The sequence below is a fragment of the Rhodococcus indonesiensis genome, assembly GCF_047782815.1.
Lineage (GTDB): Bacteria > Actinomycetota > Actinomycetes > Mycobacteriales > Mycobacteriaceae > Rhodococcus > Rhodococcus indonesiensis.
This window is the reverse complement of record NZ_CP180630.1, coordinates 556273-573534: the sequence shown is the minus strand read 5'-3', so window position 1 is coordinate 573534 and position 17262 is coordinate 556273. Positions and strand designations below refer to the sequence as shown.

The window sequence follows — 17262 nt, the reverse complement described above, 5'->3', positions numbered from 1 at the left end:
CGGCGAGGATATGACGCCGTACCCCGGAGGTCACTCCTTCTTCGCGGCGGTCTTCTTCGCAGTCGTCTTCTTGGCCGCGGTCTTCTTCGCCGCCGTCTTCTTCGCGGGAGCCTTCTTCGCAGCGGTCTTCTTGGCGGTCTTCTTCGCCGGACCGCGGGCACGACGATCCGCGAGCAACTCGGAGGCCCGCTCGTCGGTGATGCTGTCGACCTCGTCGCCCTTGCGGAGGCTCGCGTTGGTCTCGCCGTCCGTGACGTACGGGCCGAAGCGGCCGTCCTTGATCACCATCGGCTTGCCGCTGACCGGGTCGGTGCCCAGTTCCCGCAGCGGCGGCGTAGCGGCGGCCTGCCGTCCGCGTCGTTTCGGCTCGGAGTAGATCTTCAGCGCCTCCTCGAGGGTGACGGTGAACATCTGTTCCTCGTTCGCCAGCGACCGCGAGTCGGTGCCCTTCTTCAGGTACGGGCCGTAGCGACCGTTCTGGGCGGTGATCTCCTCACCCGTCGCAGGGTCGACCCCGACGACCCGCGGCAACGACAGCAGCCGCAGTGCGTCCTCGAGCGTCACCGTCGACAGTTCCATCGACTTGAGCAGCGACGCCGTCCGCGGCTTGGGACCGGCCGCCTTCTTGGTGGCCTTCCTCGCCGGTGCCTTCTTCGCAGCCTTCTTCGCCACGGCCGTGGCGGTGGTGCTGGTGCCGCCCGCCGCGGGCGATTCCTCGACCGGGATCGGCGTGATGTCGGGTTCCGGCTCCGGCTCCGGCTCCGGCAGCAACTCGGTCACATACGGACCGAAGCGGCCCTCCCGCGCGACGATCTCGTTGCCGGTGACCGGGTCGGCGCCGAGGACCCGGCCCTCCTGCGGGGTCGAGAACAGCTTCTCCGCATACTCGAGCGTCAGCTCGTCCGGCGGCAGGTCGTCGGGCAGGTTCGCGCGCTGGGAGACCGGTTCCCCGTCAGGCGCGTCGGGATCGGCAACCATCCGCTCGAGGTAGGGGCCGAACCGGCCGACGCGCACGCGGATCTCCCGTCCCTCGGCGTCGTCGAACAACCGGATGGAATTGATCTCGCGGGCGTCGATGTCCTCGAGGTTCTCCCCCACCATCTTCTTCAGGCCGCCCTCGCGCGCCACCGAGTTCTCGGCTCCGTGGGCGCCACCGAAGTAGAAGCTCGACAGCCAGTCGGTGCGCTGCTCGTGACCGCCCGCGATCTCGTCGAGGTCGTCCTCCATGGCAGCCGTGAACCCGTAGTCGACGAGGCGCCCGAAATGCGCCTCGAGGAGCCCGATGACCGCGAACGCCACCCACGACGGGACCAGGGCGCTACCCCGCTTGTAGACGTAGCCGCGGTCGAGGATGGTCTTGATGATCGACGCGTACGTCGACGGCCGGCCGATGCCGAGGTCCTCGAGGGCCTTGATCAGGCTGGCCTCGGTGTAGCGAGCCGGCGGATTGGTCGAGTGACCGTCCGGATCGAGCTTCGTCGCGGTGACGCGCTGCCCCTCGGACAGGTTCGGCAGCCGGGATTCGGCGTCGTCGGACTGGCCGCCGGCTTCCTCGTCGACGCTCTCGACGTACGCCCTCAGGAAGCCGGGGAAGGTGATGGTGCGGCCGGACGACGAGAACGTGCATTCCTCGCCGCTCGCGGCGGTGCCGGTGATGCGCAGCGTCAGGGTCGTGCCCCGCGCGTCGGCCATCTGGGAGGCGACGGTGCGCTGCCAGATGAGTTCGTAGAGGCGGTACTCGTCGGTGTCGAGACGCGAGTGCAGTTCGCCGGGCGTGGCGAACACGTCGCCGGCCGGGCGGATCGCCTCGTGGGCCTCCTGCGCGTTCTTGACCTTGCGGGTGAACTGCCGCGGGGTGGCGTGCACGTACTCCGCGCCGTACAACTCGGTGGCCTGCGCCCGGGCGGCGGCGATCGCGCTCTCGGACAGGGTCGTCGAGTCGGTACGCATGTACGTGATGTAGCCGTTCTCGTACAGGCGCTGGGCGATGCGCATCGTGCGCTCGGACGAGAACCGCAGCTTGCGGCCCGCCTCCTGCTGCAGCGTCGACGTCATGAACGGGGCGTACGGCTTGCGCGTGTACGGCTTGCTCTCGACCGACGTCACCGTCAGGTCCACGCCGTGCAGAGCGTCGGCGAGCCGTCGCGCGTACGCCTCGTCGAGCACGACGACGCCGGTGGACTTCAACTGGCCGTCGGCACCGAAATCGCGGCCGGCGGCGACGCGGGCGCCGTCGACACCGACGAGCCGCGCCCCGAACGATCGGGGGCTGGCGTCGAGGGTGGCGGCGATGTCCCAGTACGTCGCGGACCGGAAAGCCATGCGCTCACGTTCGCGCTGGACGATGACCCGGGTGGCGACGGACTGCACGCGGCCGGCCGACAGCCGCGGCATGACCTTCTTCCACAGCACCGGACTGACCTCGTAGCCGTAGAGGCGGTCGAGGATCCGGCGGGTCTCCTGCGCGTCGACCAGGTTGTTGTCGAGGTCGCGGGTGTGCTCCGCGGCGGCTCTGATGGCCGGCTCGGTGATCTCGTGGAACACCATCCGGCGGACCGGGACCTTCGGCTTGAGCGTCTCGAGCAGGTGCCAGGCGATGGCCTCGCCCTCCCGGTCGGGGTCGGTCGCGAGGTACAGCTCGTCGGCGTCCTTCAGCAGCCCCTTCAGCTCGGTGACCTTGGACTTCTTCTCGGGACTGACGACGTACAGCGGCTCGAAACCGTGGTCGACGTTCACGCCGAGGCGGGCCCACGACTCGCCCTTGTACTTGGCCGGCACGTCGGCGGCCCCGCGGGGCAGGTCGCGGATGTGCCCGACGGACGCCTCGACGACGTAGTCGCGGCCCAGGTAGGGCGCGATCTTCTTCGCCTTGGTCGGGGACTCGACGATGACGAGCCGACGCGTGCCCGACGAGCCGTTCGACGTGCTGTTGTCCCGTGCTGCCACAGCGCTGCCGCACCTTCCCTGTTCGCTGACATGTCCCGCTTCTCTGAAGACATGTATACCGACCCGTTCCCCGGACGCGGCCATACACAGGGTCGCACACCTGCAACGGAAGGCCTGTCACGTGTGATGCGGCGCCTACTGCACGCGTGGCCAGATCTGCCGCGCGCGGGGGTCGTCCGGGGGCGCCCCGATGTTCTCGACGAGACGCGTCAATCGCCGTCTCCCGGACACCCGCAGGCCCGGTCCGGCGCCACGGGTGCCGATCAGCGTCGGCGCGATCCCGGCACGCATCAGCGACTGGGCCAGCACCGCGTGGGTGTCCGGGGCGTGCGGATCCAGCCCCAGAACGTAGCGTTCGCCCTCGACCTCGACACGACCGGCCGCGAGCACCCACGCCCGCAGGGCTCGCGAACCCGGCACCCATCCCGCCGGCACCGCCTTCACCGCGCCCCGCGTCCATTCGGCCGCGATCGGGACCAGTTCGGGCAGGGCGGCGGTGCGCACCAGCGGATGTCCCTCGTCCGTGCGGGTCACCTCCGGGGACAGCGCGGCCTGCGCCATCAGTTCCGCGATCGCGTCCGCCCGCCACGGCTCGTCCACGACCACCGAGATCCGCGCGCCGTCGCCGGAGACCACCGCGTGCCCGTGCGCCGCCAGCAGACCACCGAGGTCGGCCGGGTCCGGTGGCATCTCCTCGGCCCCGAAGAACGACAGTTGACTCACTCCCCCGTCCTTCCTTCGCTGCCTCCCGCAGAAACAGATCGTCCCCCATCACCGATGGTGACGGGGGACGATCGAGGCTTCGGTCCTTGCGGACCGAGTCACGTCACGCTCCGGCAGGAGCGTCGACGATCAGAGCGCGCGAACGCCGGTGGCCTGCGGGCCCTTGGTGCCCTGGCCGACCTCGAACTCCACGCGCTGGTTCTCCTCCAGGGTGCGGAAGCCGCTGCCCTGGATCTCCGAGTAGTGGACGAAAACGTCGGCGGAGCCGTCCTCGGGAGCGATGAAGCCGAAGCCCTTCTCCGCGTTGAACCACTTCACAGTGCCCTGTGCCATGCTTTTCCTTCTCTTTCTAACACCGGATGCGGCGGTTCGCGGGCGAGCGAGCCGCCGGGCCGGTTCCGACCGCTGTACTTCTTGATCCCCCCACAGGAAGAGCAAAGCACCGCGCTCGCAACCATCGATCCTGCGAGCCGTGCACTTTCTCAAGTCACCGAACACAGAAGCTGCGACCGATGTCAGTGAACCACGTTCCGGGCGCCGACAACAGTAGGAGGGCGCACAATTCGCCCGAAAATTTGATCTTGTACATACCGACGGTACGATTACTCGTCGGTACGGTTACATCGATGTTAACCCGCGCGCGGGCCGGACACCGACCGAACGCCGGGAACGACGGCCGACTACGCTGGTTTCCCATCCCGACCGCATCCTCCGGAGTACCCGTGTGACCAGCTCGCCGCACCGCCGTCCCGTCGGCGACGGGCCGACGAGCTTCGGCCACGAACTGCTCGAACGAGTTCTCGCGGGCACGCCGGCCACGGAGCACCCCCTCACCCACAGCGCGGAACTGCCCGCCCGCGACGTGCGGCACACCGACTGGCCGGACTGGGCGTCCGACGCCGTCGTCCGGGCCCTGCGCGCGACGGGCGTGCCCCAGCCGTGGAGCCACCAGAGGGCGGCCGCCGACCTCGCAACCGGAGGGGAGCACGTCGTCGTCTCCACCGGCACCGCCTCGGGCAAGTCCCTCGCCTACCAGTTGCCCGTGCTCACCGCACTCGTCGAGGACCCGCACGCCACCGCGCTGTACCTCTCCCCCACGAAGGCACTGTGTGCGGACCAGTTGCGCGCCGTCACCGACGTGACCACCGCCGAACCCGAACTCGGTCGGGTGCACGCGTGTGCCTACGACGGCGACACCTCCACCGAACTGCGGCAGTGGGCGCGCAGCCACTCGCGGTGGATCTTCACCAACCCCGACATGCTGCACATGTCGATGTTGCCCGGGCACGCCCGCTGGTCCCGGTTCTTCCGGCGACTGCGCTACGTCGTGGTCGACGAGTGCCACTCCTATCGCGGCGTCTTCGGCTCCAACGTGGCTCTGGTACTGCGCCGGCTGCGACGGATCGCCGCACGCTACGGCGCCCGACCGGTCTTCGTCCTCGCCTCCGCCACGACCGCCGACCCCGGCGCCGCGGCGTCCCGGCTCGTCGGCGCGCCCTGCCGGGAGGTGACCGAGGACGGCTCCCCGCACGGGCCGCGCACCGTCGCGCTGTGGGAACCGCCACTGCTCGAGCAGGTGACCGGTGAGAACGGCGCCCCGGTGCGCCGCGCCGCCGGAACCGAGGCGGCGCGCATCCTCGCCGACCTCGTCGTCGAAGGTGCCCGCACCCTCGCCTTCGTACGGTCCCGGCGCGGTGCCGAGCTCACCGCGCTCGGCGCGCAGCGGCTGCTCGCCGAGGCCGCCCCCGAACTCGTCGATCGTGTCGCCGCGTACCGCGCCGGCTACCTCGCCGAGGAACGGCGCGAGCTCGAGGCGGCTCTGGCGGACGGTCGCCTGCTCGGTGCCGCCAGCACCAACGCACTCGAACTCGGCATGGACATCGCCGGCCTCGACGCCGTCGTCGTCGCTGGATTCCCGGGCACCGTCGCATCGTTCTGGCAGCAGGCCGGCCGGGCCGGCCGCCGCGGCGCGGGATCGCTGGTCGTGCTCGTCGCCCGCGACGATCCCCTCGACACCTACCTCGTGCACCATCCGGCGGCGCTGCTCGACAAGCCCGTCGAGGCGACGGTCACCGATCCCACCAACCCGTACGTGCTCGGTCCGCAACTGCTGTGCGCCGCGCTCGAGCTGCCGCTCACCGATGCCGAGGTCGAGGAGTTCGGTGCGGCCGACGTACTCGCCGCCCTGGCCGCCCAGGGCGCGATCCGGCGGCGCCCGCACGGCTGGTTCGTCACCCCCGACACCCGTCCGCACTCCGACATCGATATCCGCGGCGGCATCGGCACCCAGATCGCCATCGTCGAATCGGACACCGGACGGATGCTCGGCACCGTCGACGGCGGCCGCGCGCCGGCGACCGTGCATCCGGGCGCGGTGTACCTGCACCGCGGCGAGTCGTTCGTCGTCGACGAGTTGCACCTCGACGACGGGATCGCGCTCGTGCACTCCGAGGACCCCGAATGGTCCACGTCCGCACGGGAGATCACCGACATCGTCGTGACCGCCGTGACGGAGCAGCGCTCGCTCGGCCCGGTGACCGTGGCCCTCGTCGAGGTGGAGGTGACCCATCAGGTGGTCTCCTACCTGCGGCGGCTGCCGTCGGGCGAGGTTCTCGACAGCACCGAACTCGACATGCCGTCGCAGTGCCTGCCCACGCGCGCAGTGATGTACACCGTCACCCCCGAACTGCTCGACCGGTGCGGAATCGGACCGGAGCGGGTCCCCGGCGCGCTGCACGCCGCCGAGCATGCCGCGATCGGGCTGCTGCCGTTGGTGGCGACGTGCGACCGCTGGGACATCGGCGGTGTGTCCACGGCCGTGCACCCGGACACCGGGCTGCCCACCGTCTTCGTCTACGACGGGCATCCCGGCGGCGCGGGCTTCGCCGACCGCGGTTACGCGCGCCTCGCCGAATGGCTCGGTGCGACCCGCGCGGCCGTGACGGCCTGCGAGTGCGCCGCCGGCTGCCCGTCGTGCGTGTACTCCCCCAAATGCGGCAACGGCAACGACCCGCTCGACAAAGCCGGCGCGATCGCGCTGCTGGGCGCGGTGCTCGACGCCCTCGCCTGACCGGCTCACTCGACCGGTCCCGCCCGCGCGATCGCCCGGGCCTGCCGCCCGCCCGGCAGCGACACCGCGGCCTCGACCTCGACGACGGCGTCCCAGCCGTCGACGGTGCACGAACGCACCTGCACCCGCATCCGCGCCGCGATCCGGTTCGCCTCCGCGCAGGCGGTACCCGCCCCGCGGTCGAGTGCGCCGGCCACCGCGAGGGCCGCCAGGTCGGCCGCTGCCTGCGCCCGATGCCGCGTCGCGACCCCCGCACCGATCTGTACGAGCAGCCCGGTGACCGCGATCAGCGCGACCGCAACGAAACACCCCACCACACTCGCACTCCCCCGATCGTCCCGGAATGTCACTGCGCCACTTCCGGTTCGAACGCCGCCACGGCCTCCGCGGTGAGCGTCACCGCCGGCAGCAGCGGACCGTCCGCTGTCACCGTCGCCACGACGAGGTCCCCGTCGGGGCGCACGGAGATCCGTGCGCCCTCCGGCGCGATCCGCGCCGCCACCTCCACCGCCCGCGCCCCGTCGCCGCGGGCCGCGAGCCGGGCGGCCTCCCGTGCCGCGTCCTGACACCGGAGCTGACTCGAAACGCACAGCACCGCACCGAGACACAGCACGAGAACGCTCACCAGTGCGGTGAGGGCGATCGCCGCCTCGACGGTCACCCCACCGTCGTCCCCGCTCACACCGCCGTGTTCAGTGCGCGCTCGACGATGCCGGTGAGCGCAGTGACGATGTTGTCGCCGGTGACGACCGTGTAGAGCACGGCCCCGAACGCCGCCGCGGCGATCGTGCCGATCGCGTACTCCGCGGTGGACATCCCGTCCTCCGCAGCGACCGCACCGCTCAGCCGTTGCACGATCGCACGAATCCCGTTGCCTACCATGGTTCCTCCCCTCCTCCGGCGCGGACCGTCCGCACCGACGTCTCACAACAGCCCCTCACCGAGCACGCGGCCCGCGAGCCCGATCACGACGGGCACGATGCCCAGGCACACGAACGCCGGCAGGAAGCACAGGCCCAGGGGGCCGCTGACCAGAACCCCGGCGCGCTCGACGGCTGCAGCCGCCCGGTCCTCCGCTCGTTCGCGCTGCCGTTCCGCCACCTCGGCGACGATGCCCGACAGCGGCGCGCCGGATCGTGCCGATCGCCGCGCGGCGCGAGCGAAGGCCTCCAGCGCCTCCGTCTCGTCGTCGGATCCGTCGGCCGTCGCCTCACCGAGACCGCTCCACGCGTCCGACGGCGCCGCCCCGAGCTCGAGCCGGTCGGCGCCCCGTCGCAGGGCCAGTGCCAGCGCCGGGGGCGCCGAATCGGCCACCGCCCGGGCCGCCGTCGCCGTCGGAAGGCCGGCACGCAGGCAGGCGGCCATCAGGTCGAATGCGGCCGGCACGGCATGCGGGTCGTCCGGGGCGCCGCCGGATCCGGTGGCTCCCCCGGGGGTCGCGGCCCCGGCAGTCCGGCACCGTCGCGTCCGCAGGTCCGGCAGGATCACGAGTGCCGCGGCCAGGCACACCAGCGCTACCGTCACGATGCCGCCCGCGTCGCAATCCGATCGGTCCACAGCAGTCCGGCGCACGCCAGCACGGTGCCCACCACCAGCAGCACCCCGCCGACACCGTCGCCGAGCAGCACCGACACCGGCGCCGCCCCCATCATCTGCCCGAGCGCCACCCCGAGCGCCGGCAGAGCCGCGAGCACCGCCGCCGTCGCGCGGGCCCCCGCCAGGCCCGCCTCGGTGCGTGAGCGCAGACGCATACGACCGGACAGATCTGCTCGTGCGGCCGCGAGGAGTTGCGCCAGCGCCAGCCCGTACCGGTCGGACACCTCCCAGGCCCCGGCGACCCGATCGAGCGACGCGGCGATTCCGGACGGCTCCGTCGCGCGGGCTACCGCACGCAGGCCGTCGGCCGCGCTTCCGCCGAGCCGTGCCCGCGCCGCCGCGACGCGGAAGGCGTCGGCAGTGGGCCCGGTCGTCTCCCGTGCCGCCGTCGCACACGCGTCAGCCGGATGGGTGCCCACCTCCAACTCGGCGACGACGGTTTCGAGACCGGCGAGGAGGGCGCGCTGTTCGGCGTCACGGGCTCGGTCGCGGCGGCGTCGCCGTACCCGGCGCACGGTGGTGCCCGCGACGATCGCCGCCGCGACGGCCGGCGCGACGCCGACCGACAACACCGGGAGGACGCACAGCACTGCCGTCACCTCCTGCGGCGGTCGCCACGGCCGTCCGGCGACGACTGTCGTGCGCAACGACCGCAGGCGCGGCGCGGCGACCGTCGCCGGTGCGACCAGCAGGGCCGCGGCCAGGCACAAGGTAGTCGCGGTCACGGCACCTCCCGTCGCCGGAAGAGCTGTTCGAGCCGGTCCATGCCGGCCTGCGTGCCGCGCCCGTGGGTCCACGCGGGTGCGACGACGACCCCCGAGACCTCGTCCCGCTGCACGACACCGATCTCCGTCAGCCGACGGGTGCCGTCGGGGGTGCGGTGCACGTGCAGGACCACCTGCACCGCTGCGACGAGCTGACTGTGCAGGGCGGCGCGGTCCAGACCGCCGAGCGCGGCGAGGGCTTCGAGCCGCGCCGGCACCTCGTCCGGAGAATTGGCGTGCACGGTGCCCGCGCCCCCGTCGTGACCGGTGTTCAGCGCTGTCAGCAGATCCACGACCTCGGCACCGCGCACCTCACCGACGACGATGCGGTCGGGTCGCATTCGCAGCGCCTGCCGGACGAGATCGCGCACCGCGACCTCCCCGACCCCCTCGACGTTCGCGGCCCGCGCGACGAGCCGCACGACGTGGGGATGAGCGGGCGCCAGTTCCGCCGCGTCCTCGACGCACACGATCCGCTCGCCCGGATCCACGGTGCCGAGCAGCGCCGCGAGCAGGGTGGTCTTGCCCGCCCCCGTACCCCCGACGACGAGGAAGGCGAGCCGGGCGGCGACGATCCGGCGCAGCAACCCGTACGCGTGCGGGTCGACGGCGCCGCGGTCGCGCAGCGCGTCGAGTCCCTGGGTGGCGGGCCGCAGCACCCGTAGCGACAGGCACGTGCCGCCCTGCGCGACGGGCGCGAGGACGGCATGCAGGCGGACCCCGAATTCGCCGTGCCCGGGCAGCCGGCCGTCGACCCACGGTTGGGCGTCGTCGAGCCGCCGCCCCGCGAACAGCGCGAGGCGCTGGGCCAGTCGTCGCACCGACGCCTCGTCGGGAAAGGCGACGGGAGTGAGCCGCAGCCCGCCGCCGCGGTCGACCCAGACGCGGTCGGGGGCGGTGACGAGTACGTCGGTGACGCCGGGTTCGGCGAGCAGCGCTTCGAGCGGTCCGGCGCCGGACAACTCGGTCTGCAGGTGCCGCAAGGCCGTGAGCAGATCGAAATCGCCGAGGACCCCGCCGGATTCGGCGCGCAACGCGGCGGCGACCCGGTCCGGTGTAAGCTCGCCGGCCTCCGTCGCGAGACGTTCGCGGACCCGGTCGAGCAGCTCGGCAGTGAGGACGGCGCTCATGCTGCCCACCGCGATCCCGGCTCGGGACCGGCCAGCACGTCGAGGACCGACTCGGCGGCGTGGACGAGAGGCGAGCGACGTCCGAGCCGCAGTCCACCGCGTTCGAGTGTCTCGGCAAGGCCGGGCTGCGCGCGCATCGTGGCGAGCAGCGGCAACCCCACCACCTCGGCGACGTCCCGGCCGCGCAGTCCGCCGGGGGCCGGGCCGCGCACGACGATTCCCTGGTTGGTGTTCTGGTCGGCGACCCAGCCGGCGACCCGTCCCGCGGCGAGGGCGGCACGCACACGGGCGGGGACCACCAGCACGGCCAGGTCGGCGGCCGCCACCATCGCCTCGGCGGCCGGCCCGCGGCTGCGCGGCACGTCGCACACCACCACGTCGCCCGAGCGACGGACGGTGTCGAGCACCGCGGTGACGGCGGCGGGGGCCGGTTCGGACGTGGACTCGCGATCTGCGGACAGCACGCCGAGTCCCGGGAGCCATTCGGGCACCGCGTCCCGCAGGGACCGGGCGGAGAGCCGGCCCCGATCGACGGCGAGGCCGGACCAGCGGACGCCCGGCCGCTCCTCGATTCCGGTGAGGACGTCCAATCCTCCACCCAGGGGATCACCGTCGACGAGGAGTGCCCCTGCACTACGTCGGAAGGCGGCGACGGTCCATGCCAGGGCGGCCGCGAACGTGGAGGCGCCGGCCCCGCCGCAACCGCCGAGTACGGCGACGACGTGTCCACTGCCGGTGTCGGGTTCGGCGGCGGTGCCGAGCACCGTGAGCAGTTCGACTTCGTCGTCGGGCAGGCCGACGACGTGTTCGGCCCCGACGGCGGTGGCGGCCTGCCAATCGGGGAGGTCGGCCCCGCCGGCGGTGACCAGGACGATTCCGCCGCGACGGGGGAGCTGCTGCGCGCAGAGCAGGGCTGCGCTCCGGTCGACCACGACGAGTCCCGCGTCGAGCCAGGTTCTGCGCGGCGGTGGCGTCGCCGCCGCGCCGACGGTGCGGTCGGTGGCGGCGGCCACGCGGTGCAGACTCGCCGTCAGGGCGGGATCGTCGACGAGGGCCAGGACGTCGTTCATGGCGCTCAGCTTGCGGGCCCAGCGGGCCTGCCGGAAGCGGAGACGGAGCGAATCGGCAAATCTGTGGATGAATGCGCCGCCTGTGGATGAACCCTCTGGGCTCCGGAAAAGTCCCGGAACAGAGGACGACCCTCGCCAGGGGGGGGAGGAGGCGAGGGTCGTCATGTTCAGCCCCGGGGGGTCGGGCTGAACACCCCCTGGACTATGTCCAGGTGACGTCGATACTACGCCGGGACCTGATATTTGCAAGTTCAACCGTCGCGTGTTCCATGCAGGTGGCGGTGCCCGACGACCGGCCGCGTCACGGGGCGTGCCGGAAGGTGCAGCCGCACCTATTGTGGTGCCGTGACCGATGCGACCGTGGCCCCGACCCCGTCCGGCCGAATCGCCGCCTTCTTCGATCTCGACAAGACCGTCATCGCGAAGTCCAGCGCGCTCGCCTTCAGTAAGCCCTTCTTCGCCCAGGGGCTCCTCAACCGGCGGGCGGTGCTCAAGAGCAGCTACGCCCAGTTCCTGTTCATGCTCTCCGGCGCCGATCACGATCAGGTGGAGCGCATGCGCGCCCACATCGCGGCGATGTGTACCGGCTGGGATGTCGAGCAGATCAAGGCGATCGTCGCCGAGACACTGCACGACATCGTGGACCCGCTGGTCTTCGCCGAGGCCGCCGATCTCATCGCGGACCACCGGCTCCGCGGACACGACGTGATCATCGTGTCCGCGTCCGGAGAGGAGGTGGTCACCCCCATCGCGACGGCACTCGGGGCGACGCACAGCACCGCGAGCCGGATGCGGATCGAGGACGGCCGCTACGCCGGGGAGCTGGAGTTCTACTGCTACGGGGAGGCCAAGGCGGAGGCGATCCAGGCGCTGGCGCTGCAGTACGGCTACGATCTCGCACGTTGCTACGCGTACTCGGACTCGTCGACGGACATCCCGATGCTGCGGGCCGTGGGCCATCCGCGGGCGGTGAACCCGGATCGGGTACTACGTCGCGAAGCCGTCGAAAATGGTTGGCCGATACTCACTTTCACCCGCCCCGTGCCGCTCCTGCACCGATTCACCACGACGTCGCCGACCGTGGTCGCCGCGGCGGCCGCGATCACCGCGGGCGCGGCCGCTGCGGGCGCCGCGGCGTACCTGGCGTTGCGCCGGAGGCCCCGGCACGGGTTCGCGGCACGGGGGTGACGGTCCCGAAAATGGGGCTTGCCCCCCTGTGAGACCGGGAGTAGAAAGGAGTTACGGAAGGACGGAAGGCCAAGAGCGAATCGGAAGAGAAGGTTCGATCTCCCGACCGGACTTCCCAGCACGGACACCGAGCACCCACGCGGAGCCGATGCCACTATAAGGGCAAAAGCGTTGTGGGCTTGCGAGATTCGGGTCTTCGAGGGCGAGCACCCCGCACCCGTTGCGAGGACGAACCAGCGATATCCGAACACTCGCCGAGGCCAGTGACACACAACCCACGCAGCACGCTTGGTAACTCGGCAGTCCGTGCTGGCGGGCGACGCCACCGAAGTCATTCGGCGACGTCGCCCGCTTACATGTGACCGCATGATCCCCGAAAACGATGTCGGGCAGGCGGATTCACTGCTCGGACTAGCCGGCGAAGGCGTCCGCGATCGATGCCGCCTCCCGCGCGCCCGCCTCCAGCCCACCGCAGCAGAAGACGACCCAGCCACCGACGCCGACCGCGGTGCCCGACTCGAAACCGGCGAGCCCGTCGCGGTAGGCCTGGGCGCGACGCATCCAGCTCACCTCGGGTACGCCGAGATTGTGCACGTCCAGCCCACTGGCGACCGACACGAGGCGGGACGCCGCCCGGGCGATCACGCCGTCGGCCACCCCGAAGGGACGCAGCACCGCCAGCTCGCCGTGCACCACCGCGGCCAGCACCGGGGCAGGTGCGCGGGTCCCGCCGGTCACCAACTGCGCGAGGGCGTCGAGCCGCTCCCCTACGCCGGGCTCCGTGCGGGGCCGGCCCAGCAGCTCCGGATCGTCGACGAGGTCGGCCGCCGCGAGGAGGTGCAGACGCGCGAGGGTCTGCAAGGGCGCGCGCTGCCAGGTGGACACCATGACGGCCAGGCCGTCGCCGTCGAGCGCCTGCGCCACTCGCAGTGCGCCCGCCAGAATCGGATCACCCGCCTCCCCGGGCGTCGGCAGTTCCATGGATCCGCCGTCGAGCACGGCGGAGGCCCGGGCCGCCCGGACCGACGCCTCGGCGGCGGTGTTCGGCCAGCCGCGCCGGTTGGTCTTGTGCCGGTGCACCTCGGCGAGGGCGTCGCGCGCCCCGTCCGCGGCGTCGCGCACTCCGGGCAGGTCGAGCAGGGGCTGCAAGGGGTCGCTCACGGCATCCGACGGTACCGGCCGGCGCCGACTGCCCGTGGGCCGGTTCCGCTGACCGCGGAGGCCGACCGCCCGTCGCGTGGGACCGACCGATTGTCGAAAGTGAGCAGGTTGCAGCCGTATGCAACGGTGCGATGTCGGTCACAGGTGACTACCCTCACAGGTGCCCGAACTGTTTGGACCGACCGGAAAGAGGCCCCGCAACCATGACGAGCGCAGCGCAGGACCACGAACAGCAGGTGTACCCACCGAGCCCCGAGTTCGTCGCCACCGCCAACGCCGGTCCCGAGTTGCAGGCCGCCGCGGACGCCGACCGGCTCGGGTTCTGGGAGACGCAGGCCCGCCGGCTGGACTGGGCCACGCCGTGGACCGAGGTGCTGGACTGGTCCGAGGCGCCGGTGGCGAAGTGGTTCGTCGGTGGGCAGCTCAACGTCGCCTACAACTGCGTCGACCGGCACGTGCTCGCCGGCAACGGCGACCGCGTCGCGATCCACTTCGAGGGCGAGCCCGGCGATTCGCGCTCGCTGACCTACAACGATCTGCTCGCCGAGGTGTCCAAGGCGGCGAACACCTTCACCGATCTGGGCCTGGTCGCCGGCGACCGGGTGGCGATCTACATGCCGATGATCCCCGAGGCGATCGTGACGATGCTCGCGTGCGCCCGCCTGGGCCTGACCCACTCGGTGGTCTTCGGCGGTTTCTCCTCGCACGCGCTGCGCTCACGCATCGACGACGCCCGCGCCAAGCTGGTGGTCACCGTCGACGGACAGTGGCGCCGCGGCCAGGCCGCCCCGCTCAAGCCGGCCGCCGACGAGGCCGTCGCCGAAGCCGCGTCGGTGCAGCACGTGCTGGTGGTCAAGCGCACCGGCATCGACGTCGACTGGACCGACGGGCGCGATCTGTGGTGGCACGAGACGGTGGACAAGGCCTCCGCCGAGCACACCGCGCAGCCGTTCGACGCCGAGCACCCGCTGTTCATCCTCTACACCTCCGGCACCACCGGCAAGCCCAAGGGCATCGTCCACACCTCCGGCGGCTACCTGACCCAGACCTCGTACACCCACCACTACGTGTTCGACCACAAGCCCGGCCAGGACGTGTACTGGTGCACCGCCGACATCGGCTGGGTCACCGGGCACAGCTACATCGTGTACGGCCCGCTGTCCAACGGCGCGACCCAGGTCGTCTACGAGGGCACTCCGAACTCGCCGAACGAGCACCGGCACTTCGAGATCATCGAAAAGTACGGGGTGAGCATCTACTACACCGCCCCGACCCTGATCCGCACCTTCATGAAGTGGGGCCGGCAGATCCCCGACGCGCACGACCTGTCCTCGATCCGCCTGCTCGGGTCGGTCGGTGAGCCGATCAACCCGGAGGCCTGGCGCTGGTTCCGGGAGGTGATCGGCTCGGGCACCGCCCCCATCGTCGACACCTGGTGGCAGACCGAGACCGGCGCGATCATGATCTCCCCGCTGCCGGGCATCACCGCCACCAAGCCGGGATCGGCGATGGCGCCGCTGCCGGGTGTCTCCGCCAAGATCGTCGACGACAACGCGGCCCCGCTCGGGGCCGGCGGCAACGGCTACCTGGTGCTCGATCAGCCGTGGCCGTCGATGCTGCGCGGCATCTGGGGCGACATGGACCGGTACAAGGACACCTACTGGTCCCGGTACGCCGAGGAGGGCTGGTACTTCGCCGGCGACGGCGCCCGCTACGACGAGGACGGGGCCCTGTGGGTCCTCGGCCGCGTCGACGACGTCATGAACGTCTCCGGGCACCGCATCTCGACCTCGGAGGTCGAATCCGCGCTCGTCGGGCACCCGGCCGTCGCCGAGGCCGCCGTCGTCGGTGCCGCCGACGAGACCACCGGCCAGGGCATCGTCGCGTTCGTCATCCTGCGCGAGGGCGTGGAGAACACCGGCGACGCGCTGATCGCGGAACTGCGCAACCAGGTCTCCACCGAGATCTCCCCGATCGCCAAGCCCCGGCAGATCTCCGTCGTGCCGGAACTGCCCAAGACCCGGTCCGGCAAGATCATGCGCCGCCTGCTGCGCGACGTAGCCGAGGGCCGCGAACTCGGCGACACCTCCACCCTGGTCGACCCGAAGGTCTTCGAAGCCATCCGTTCCCAGAACAAGTAGGCAGCAGAGCTGCCGGTGTGTCCTTTGGGCGGCCCCAACAGCCCGAAGGACACACCGGCCGCGGAGCGGCCTAGACCTCGTCCAGCTGGCGATCCTTGGTCTCGTGCATCACGAGCAGCGCGACGAAGGTGAGTGCGGCCGCGGCCAGGAGGTACACCCCCACCCAGCCGACGCCGTAGGTCGTGGCGAGCCAGGTCGCGATGAACGGGGCGACGGCCGCGCCGAGGATGCTCGAGACGTTGTAGGCGATGCCCGATCCGGTGTAGCGCACGTTGGTGGGGAACAGCTCGGGCAGCACGGCGCTCATGGGACCGAAGGTGAAGCCCATCAGGATCATGCCGACGACCAGGAACAGCAGCATGCGCGGTTCGTCCATGCCCTCCGGGTCGAGCAGGATCCCGAAGGTCAGGCCGAACGCCATGATGATCCCGGTGACGACGAGCAGGGTGATGCGGCGGCCGTAACGGTCGGCGAGCCGGCCGGACACCGGAATCGCGGCCGCGAAGAACAGCACCGCGACCAGCTGCAGCACCAGGAAGTCCGAGTACTGGAACCCGGCGCCGGTACCGCCTTGCGCGGGCGTCTTCCCGGTGCCGTGGCTGAGCACCCAGGTCGTCATGATGTAGAAGAGGGTGTACGTCGCGAGCATCACGAACGTGCCGATGATCAGCTGGCGCCAGCTGGTCCGGAAGACCTCGGCCAGCGGGGTCTTGACCTTCTTGCCCTCGGCGACGGCGCGGGCGAACACCGGCGTCTCCTCCAGCTTGAGCCGCACGTAGAGGCCGATGATCACCATCACCGCGCTGAGCAGGAACGGAATCCGCCAACCCCACGTCAGGAACGCGCTGTCCAGGTCGGGCTCGGCGTTGTTGTGGTTCAGGAACAGGGTGATGATCAGGAACAGGCCGTTGGCCAGGAAGAATCCGATCGGCGCGCCCAGCTGCGGCCACATGGCAGCCCACGCCCGCTTCCCCTTCTCGGCGGTCTCGGTGGCCAGCAGCGCCGCGCCGCTCCATTCGCCCCCGAGGCCGAGGCCCTGGCAGAAGCGCATGAGTGCGAGCAGCGCCGGGGCGAGCAGGCCCACCTGGTGGTACGTGGGCAGGATGCCGATGAGGAAGGTCGCGATGCCCATGGTCAGCAGCGAGCCGACGAGGGTGGCTTTGCGGCCGATGCGGTCGCCGAAGTGGCCGAACAGGATCGAGCCGACCGGGCGGGCGACGAACGCGAGACCGAACGTCGCGAGCGAGGCGAGCAGGGCGGTGGTGCCGTTGCCTTTGGGGAAGAACAGGTGCGGGAACACCGAGACGGCGGCGGTCGCATAGATGTAGAAGTCGTAGAACTCGATCGAGGTGCCGACGGTACTCGCGACGATGATGCGGCTGCGCGGTACTCCCGCGACCAGCGATCCGTCTCGGCCGGCGGTGTTGTCGAGGGCAGTACTCACGAAACCAGCTCCAGAGATTCACATGATGG

General features: G+C 71.3%; 15 protein-coding genes. 3 read left to right on the top strand and 12 right to left on the bottom strand.

The annotated features are described in order from the left end of the window. Window positions 1-30: 30 nt before the first annotated feature. The 3 genes from topA to ACM26Y_RS02735 form a co-directional block, all read right to left on the bottom strand. On the bottom strand, window positions 31-2946 hold the full coding sequence (topA, locus tag ACM26Y_RS02745) for a type I DNA topoisomerase (RefSeq protein ID WP_416062578.1): 2916 nt from the start codon (window positions 2944-2946) through the stop codon (window positions 31-33). 135 nt (window positions 2947-3081) lie between these two features. Beyond that, window positions 3082-3669, bottom strand: coding sequence for a hypothetical protein (locus ACM26Y_RS02740; RefSeq protein ID WP_003935251.1), 588 nt, complete (start codon window positions 3667-3669; stop codon window positions 3082-3084). 129 nt (window positions 3670-3798) lie between these two features. After that, window positions 3799-4002, bottom strand: a complete 204-nt coding sequence (locus ACM26Y_RS02735) for a cold-shock protein (protein WP_003935252.1) — start codon at window positions 4000-4002, stop codon at window positions 3799-3801. A 391-nt stretch (window positions 4003-4393) separates the two neighbouring features. Here ACM26Y_RS02735 and ACM26Y_RS02730 point away from each other — a divergent pair, with 391 nt between their 5' ends. Beyond that, entirely contained in the window at window positions 4394-6739 is a 2346-nt protein-coding gene (locus tag ACM26Y_RS02730; protein WP_416062577.1) for a DEAD/DEAH box helicase, read from the top strand. A 5-nt stretch (window positions 6740-6744) separates the two neighbouring features. Here ACM26Y_RS02730 and ACM26Y_RS02725 read toward each other — a convergent pair whose 3' ends face one another. The 7 genes from ACM26Y_RS02725 to ssd are packed head-to-tail and all read right to left on the bottom strand — an operon-like array spanning window position 6745 to window position 11299. Then, complete coding sequence (locus tag ACM26Y_RS02725; RefSeq protein ID WP_416062576.1) at window positions 6745-7089, bottom strand: Rv3654c family TadE-like protein; 345 nt, start codon at window positions 7087-7089, stop codon at window positions 6745-6747. Beyond that, the gene (locus ACM26Y_RS02720; protein WP_003935255.1) at window positions 7086-7400 is read right to left on the bottom strand and encodes a TadE family type IV pilus minor pilin; all 315 of its coding nucleotides are present in this window, start codon (window positions 7398-7400) and stop codon (window positions 7086-7088) included. Before ACM26Y_RS02720 ends, ACM26Y_RS02725 begins: the two co-directional genes overlap by 4 nt. Window positions 7401-7417: 17 nt before the next feature. Then, window positions 7418-7621, bottom strand: coding sequence for a DUF4244 domain-containing protein (locus tag ACM26Y_RS02715; protein WP_054374969.1), 204 nt, complete (start codon window positions 7619-7621; stop codon window positions 7418-7420). 42 nt (window positions 7622-7663) lie between these two features. After that, entirely contained in the window at window positions 7664-8296 is a 633-nt protein-coding gene (locus tag ACM26Y_RS02710) for a type II secretion system F family protein (protein ID WP_416063605.1), read from the bottom strand. Beyond that, on the bottom strand, window positions 8260-9060 hold the full coding sequence (locus ACM26Y_RS02705) for a secretion protein F (RefSeq protein WP_416062575.1): 801 nt from the start codon (window positions 9058-9060) through the stop codon (window positions 8260-8262). The genes ACM26Y_RS02710 and ACM26Y_RS02705 overlap by 37 nt, the downstream gene beginning before the upstream one ends. Next, entirely contained in the window at window positions 9057-10229 is a 1173-nt protein-coding gene (locus ACM26Y_RS02700; RefSeq protein WP_416062574.1) for a TadA family conjugal transfer-associated ATPase, read from the bottom strand. Before ACM26Y_RS02700 ends, ACM26Y_RS02705 begins: the two co-directional genes overlap by 4 nt. Continuing rightward, the gene (ssd, locus tag ACM26Y_RS02695; protein ID WP_054374966.1) at window positions 10226-11299 is read right to left on the bottom strand and encodes a septum site-determining protein Ssd; all 1074 of its coding nucleotides are present in this window, start codon (window positions 11297-11299) and stop codon (window positions 10226-10228) included. Before ssd ends, ACM26Y_RS02700 begins: the two co-directional genes overlap by 4 nt. A gap of 345 nt (window positions 11300-11644) precedes the next feature. Between ssd and ACM26Y_RS02690 the strand changes: the two genes are divergently transcribed. Then, window positions 11645-12487, top strand: a complete 843-nt coding sequence (locus ACM26Y_RS02690) for an HAD-IB family hydrolase (protein ID WP_003935262.1) — start codon at window positions 11645-11647, stop codon at window positions 12485-12487. Window positions 12488-12898: 411 nt separating this feature from the next. Here the strand turns inward: ACM26Y_RS02690 and ACM26Y_RS02685 are convergent, their stop codons facing one another. Then, a complete protein-coding gene (locus ACM26Y_RS02685; RefSeq protein ID WP_054374965.1) occupies window positions 12899-13648 on the bottom strand; it encodes a hypothetical protein in 750 nt (249 codons plus the stop codon). Window positions 13649-13851: 203 nt separating this feature from the next. On the opposite strand from ACM26Y_RS02685, the gene acs reads away from it, so the two are divergent. After that, complete coding sequence (gene acs, locus ACM26Y_RS02680) at window positions 13852-15789, top strand: acetate--CoA ligase (protein WP_416062573.1); 1938 nt, start codon at window positions 13852-13854, stop codon at window positions 15787-15789. Window positions 15790-15859: 70 nt separating this feature from the next. Here the strand turns inward: acs and ACM26Y_RS02675 are convergent, their stop codons facing one another. Continuing rightward, on the bottom strand, window positions 15860-17233 hold the full coding sequence (locus ACM26Y_RS02675) for an MFS transporter (protein WP_003935265.1): 1374 nt from the start codon (window positions 17231-17233) through the stop codon (window positions 15860-15862). Window positions 17234-17262: the final 29 nt, after the last annotated feature.

Excerpts from the sequence above, each read along its gene's own strand:
- ACM26Y_RS02715 (WP_054374969.1), bottom strand. The coding sequence starts at position 7,621 with ATGGTAGGCAACGGGATTCGTGCGATCGTGCAACGGCTGAGCGGTGCG.
- ACM26Y_RS02700 (WP_416062574.1), bottom strand. The coding sequence starts at position 10,229 with ATGAGCGCCGTCCTCACTGCCGAGCTGCTCGACCGGGTCCGCGAACGT.
- ACM26Y_RS02735 (WP_003935252.1), bottom strand. The coding sequence starts at position 4,002 with ATGGCACAGGGCACTGTGAAGTGGTTCAACGCGGAGAAGGGCTTCGGC.
- ssd (WP_054374966.1), bottom strand. The coding sequence starts at position 11,299 with ATGAACGACGTCCTGGCCCTCGTCGACGATCCCGCCCTGACGGCGAGT.
- acs (WP_416062573.1), top strand. The coding sequence starts at position 13,852 with ATGACGAGCGCAGCGCAGGACCACGAACAGCAGGTGTACCCACCGAGC.